This window comes from Candidatus Poribacteria bacterium (genome assembly GCA_021295715.1).
In the GTDB taxonomy this organism is placed as follows: domain Bacteria; phylum Poribacteria; class WGA-4E; order WGA-4E; family WGA-3G; genus WGA-3G.
In genome coordinates this window covers 842-4,866 of record JAGWBV010000169.1, presented here as the reverse complement: position 1 = coordinate 4,866, position 4,025 = coordinate 842, and the positions used below count along the sequence as shown (strand labels likewise).

4 protein-coding genes and 1 pseudogene (1 of these 5 cut by a window edge) are annotated in these 4,025 nt (G+C 49.5%); all 5 read right to left on the bottom strand.

From position 1 onward, the window contains the following. Positions 1-1,114, bottom strand: a 1,114-nt coding sequence (locus J4G07_22525) for a TolC family protein (GenBank protein MCE2416759.1), incomplete at its 3' end; no start/stop codon positions are given. Between the two features lie 19 nt (positions 1,115-1,133). Continuing rightward, positions 1,134-1,304 carry a hypothetical protein gene (locus J4G07_22520; GenBank protein ID MCE2416758.1) on the bottom strand — a complete coding sequence of 57 codons (171 nt, stop codon included), beginning with the start codon at positions 1,302-1,304 and terminating at the stop codon, positions 1,134-1,136. Next, positions 1,270-1,677 (bottom strand): hypothetical protein, encoded by a 408-nt coding sequence (locus J4G07_22515; protein MCE2416757.1) that lies wholly within the window; start codon positions 1,675-1,677, stop codon positions 1,270-1,272. The genes J4G07_22520 and J4G07_22515 overlap by 35 nt, the downstream gene beginning before the upstream one ends. 57 nt (positions 1,678-1,734) lie before the next feature. Further along, positions 1,735-3,579, bottom strand: a complete 1,845-nt coding sequence (locus J4G07_22510; GenBank protein ID MCE2416756.1) for a hypothetical protein — start codon at positions 3,577-3,579, stop codon at positions 1,735-1,737. Positions 3,580-3,600: 21 nt separating this feature from the next. Beyond that, a pseudogene (locus tag J4G07_22505) lies at positions 3,601-4,025 on the bottom strand (ABC transporter ATP-binding protein); it runs 230 nt beyond the window's last position.

Here is a 4,025-nt window from a genome sequence, read left to right as displayed (position 1 = left end):
CGCGTCGCACCGCGACACGGATTGACTTTGTTTTTTCGATATATGCCAGCTGCAACCGCTCCAATTCTGCAATTTCTACAGCGCGAAGATTCTCCGTCCGATTCCCATCGTAGAGCGGGATGTTGAAGTTGAAACGCAGTTCCCACCCGTCTTGGGTGCGTGGGCTTGTTTGAAAAATGCTGGATGTATCTCGCTCCCGATCAAGTATCACCGGATCATAGAGTGCCTTTGCGTCCCATGTTTGGTTCCGTTCGTGTTGTTCCAGCAACACATGGAGATCTTTGTAGCGCGCTTCGGCAGAGAGTTCGGGGAATCGGTGCCAGAGTGTCTCTCCGGCGAGGCGTTCTTGACGCAGAATATCGCCTTGTAAGTCGCGTAAACCAAGGTTGTTTGCGAGTGCGAGTTCAACGGCAGTTTCCAGGGTTATATCGTCCTCAGAGAGGGGTTGTGAGAGGGTAACTTCTGATAGGGGATCGAGTCCAGTGAGACGAATGAGTTCTGCGGTGTCCACGTCAAGTCGGCGTTGGAGTTCATTGAGGGCGAGTTGCTGTTCGGAGAGTTCAAGTTCCGTATTGAGGCGACTGAGGAAAGGGATCCGTTTCTCTGCGTGCTTGATTTGTGTGCCTTTGAGTTTTTTATTGAGTTCTACCTCAATCGCACGCCGTTCCTGAATCTCTTCCTGTGTGAGGATGATATTGTGCCAGAGGTTCCGAACGGCGTGAACACTTTCTTTCCGTGCGCGTTGATATTCAATCTCTGCCTTGCGGACGTCCTCCTGCGTGGCATCAAGGCTCTCGGGAATTTCGCCGAATTGTGCGAGAAGCATACTTGCCTGTGCGCGGGTGAGATAGTCTCTATCATCTATATCGCCGTCTTTTTGGCGTTGGTATTCGCCGGTGAGTCCGACCTGTGGTAGGTAAATGGCTTTGGACACTCGGAGGTTTGCCTTGGCACGTTCCACCACTTTTTCCGCCTTTTTCACGGCTTCGTTGTTCTGTAGCGCGAGTTCGATAGCGCGTGCTGGCTGTAGGACGACCCGCCGCTGCGCCGAGACGACACTCACAATACTCAAAAACAGACAGACTGCTAATAGTTTTGTTAACCTCTTGTTCACTACTATCTCCATGTATTGGCTATCGGCTATCGGCTATCGGAAACCATCGGCTAAGAATGGCTATCGGAACCATCGGTAATACAAAGCGGCGTTCTGTAACGCTTGCGTCTTTACCGACTGCCGACTGCCGACTGCTGACTGCTGATAACCATTCCTCAACGTCGGCTGATACGGATTGTGACGATAACAATCCCAATCATCAGGAGTATCAACGCACCGAACAGCAACGTCGTCACCGACATTTGCGTCTGAGACTCGACTTGCACCGTGATGGAACGATCGCGTGCCTCAAACTTACGGTTATCAACCGTGACTTCCGCATTCAACTTCGCTTGATATTCTCCCACGCCGATGTCCGTAGGTGGACTCAAGGTCAATTGGATCTCCTTCTCTTCGTTGCGTTCCAATGCGCCAATAACTTCAGGGATAACTGTGTATTTCCAATCCGTGTTGACATCGACAAGCATACGAATGTCAACAAGGTCGCGGGTGCCGATGTTCTTGAGTGTCGCCGTCATGCTGACCTCTTCGCCTATCTTGATCGTCTGGAAGGCGTTTGGCACAAATACCTCAATCTCCGGTACACCCTTTGGAATCAGTTCAAACCGTTCGACACCGCCTTAATCCAACCGATTGTTAACACCACCGAGTTCAGTTGCCTCTGCCTCATCAAGCACAGCGACGTGGAACTCAAGCGTGCTATCGAGATAAGACGCATCCAATTCCTCTGGCAGATAGACAATCAGCGAAAGATTCCGCTTTGACTGTTCCTGCGTAAATTTTACCTGTGACTGCCGGGATTTTGTCTCTGGATCTTGGAATTCAAAGGAGAGGCGGTTCAGCAGGTTAATAACACGGAGTTGGAATGTATTCTCTGTTTCTGCCAACCGATCGAGCGTCAAATCGTAGGTGACGCTGCTGCCCAAGTTCCCTTCCTGTGAGAAGCGGAGTGAGCTGACATTGACGACATCCAACGCGGATTCTTTTTGCAGATAGATGAGTCGCATGTCGGGTTCGTCAAGTTCCGGATAGTCTAACGATACCTTCAGGCTCTCGACATCCTTCTGGAGTTGGAACGTCAGGTCCACAGTTTCATTGTAACCGAGCACTGGAATTTTCTCTTCGTAGGGTTTGACGATGTTCGTATCATCGGTAACATCAAGTAAAGAGACATAGATGCCGCGAATCTCATTTGCCGCGGCAATCTCTTCAGGTGCCGCGTTGACGGGCATTGCCTCGGTCGTAGATGTGTTTTTCAGTTGAATCGTCACCATCATTTGGTTGTCGACGCGAAATTTCTTCGCACTGAGGATAGAGATGTAGCGCGTGTCCTCCTCAAGATGAATCTTGTAGGAAATATCCTTATCAAGGTATTTGAGATTGACGGTGAGGTTGTCCACATTCCGCCGCAGTTCAAAGTCGAGGGTTTTCTCCTGTCCGTCTTTGAGTGTCGGAATGCGGGGTTCATAGGGATAGCCGATGATGGATTCGGTGTCGTCTTTAATGGAGACGTAGACGTTATTGATTTCTTGTGCGGTGTTGGTCCCTGTTTCTTGTGTTTCGCCTTCCAAGGTACCGTAGGTAAGGACAACTTCCAGACGCCTGCGATCCCCCTCCTTATACCGTCTCGCTGATACGACAGAGATATACGGATCTTCTTGTTTGAGATGGATGTTCTTCTGCTCCTCACGCCCCGAGTACTTCAATTCTACGACGACATCCCGCACATTCTCTTTTATGAGTTCAAACTCCAACGTGACAGATTCACCCTCTTTGAGTGTCTCAATGCGTCGTTCATAGGGTTCAGTGATGGTTGCTCCGCTTGCGCCGAAACCTTCCTGTTCTTTAATCTCGACGAAGATGTCGTCAATCTGCGCACTGATGATAATGTCGCGTCCGAGCACTTTCGAGCTTTCAATGAGTTTGACGGGAGATGAACTATTCCTTAAAGTGATTGAAAACAACTCCCGACCATCGACGGATTCATAGAGTCTTGTCGTTTCAACGGTGATATGCCACTCATCTTTCAGTGAATCAAGTTCCGTCTGTTGGAGCGTCAATTTTGCCTGTTCATATTCATCGACGGCACGTTCGTAAGCCTCCTCTGCTGTGTTCACTTCGGAGACGGTAACGATGTTATTTTCCTCCATCAGCATCGCCTTGAGATTTTCGAGATCCACCCGTTTCTTGTTCATTAGTTTTTCTGCCAATTCCATCTTCAGGCGATCGATTTCTATCAGGATTTGACGGTTCTGTTCCTCTTTCGTTTTCGGACTGTTATCATTAACGGGCGGGGTCTCCAACGCCGCTGCCAATGGAGCAAGCAGTGATACCCCTATTGCACTCATGAATATCAGTGCGAACATCAAAGGCTGAAAGAGTGGAAGAGTGGAAGAGTGGAAGGGTGGAGACCCTATCTTTCCATCCTTCCATCCTTCCTTTCCATTCTTTTTCCATCCATCCATATTTCTTCATCCTTCTATCTTTCACTCAGTCGCGTCTTCTTCAGGTTCGTATCCAGCGACGTAATGCAGATATAACGCTTCGAGATCTTCTTTTAGAATCTCCTCACGCGTTAACTCCCGTTCAAGATTGCCTTCCACGAGAATTCCGATCCTGTCGGCGATTTCCTTCGCACGGAAAATGTCGTGCGTCGACATGAAGATGGCTTTGCCTTCCTCTTTTAACTCACGGAGCAGATTCAGGAAATCGGCACCGCCCTTCGGGTCCAACCCCGAAGTCGGTTCATCAAGCAGGACAGCTTGCGCGTTCTTCATAATCGCAATGGCAATACCTAAGCGTTGACGCATCCCCTTGGAGAAGGTCTTGACACGCCGTGTAAACGCTTCCTCCGGTAAACCGACGCGTCCAAGCGTGGCATCGAGTTCCTCGTTTGATACTTTCTTGCGTC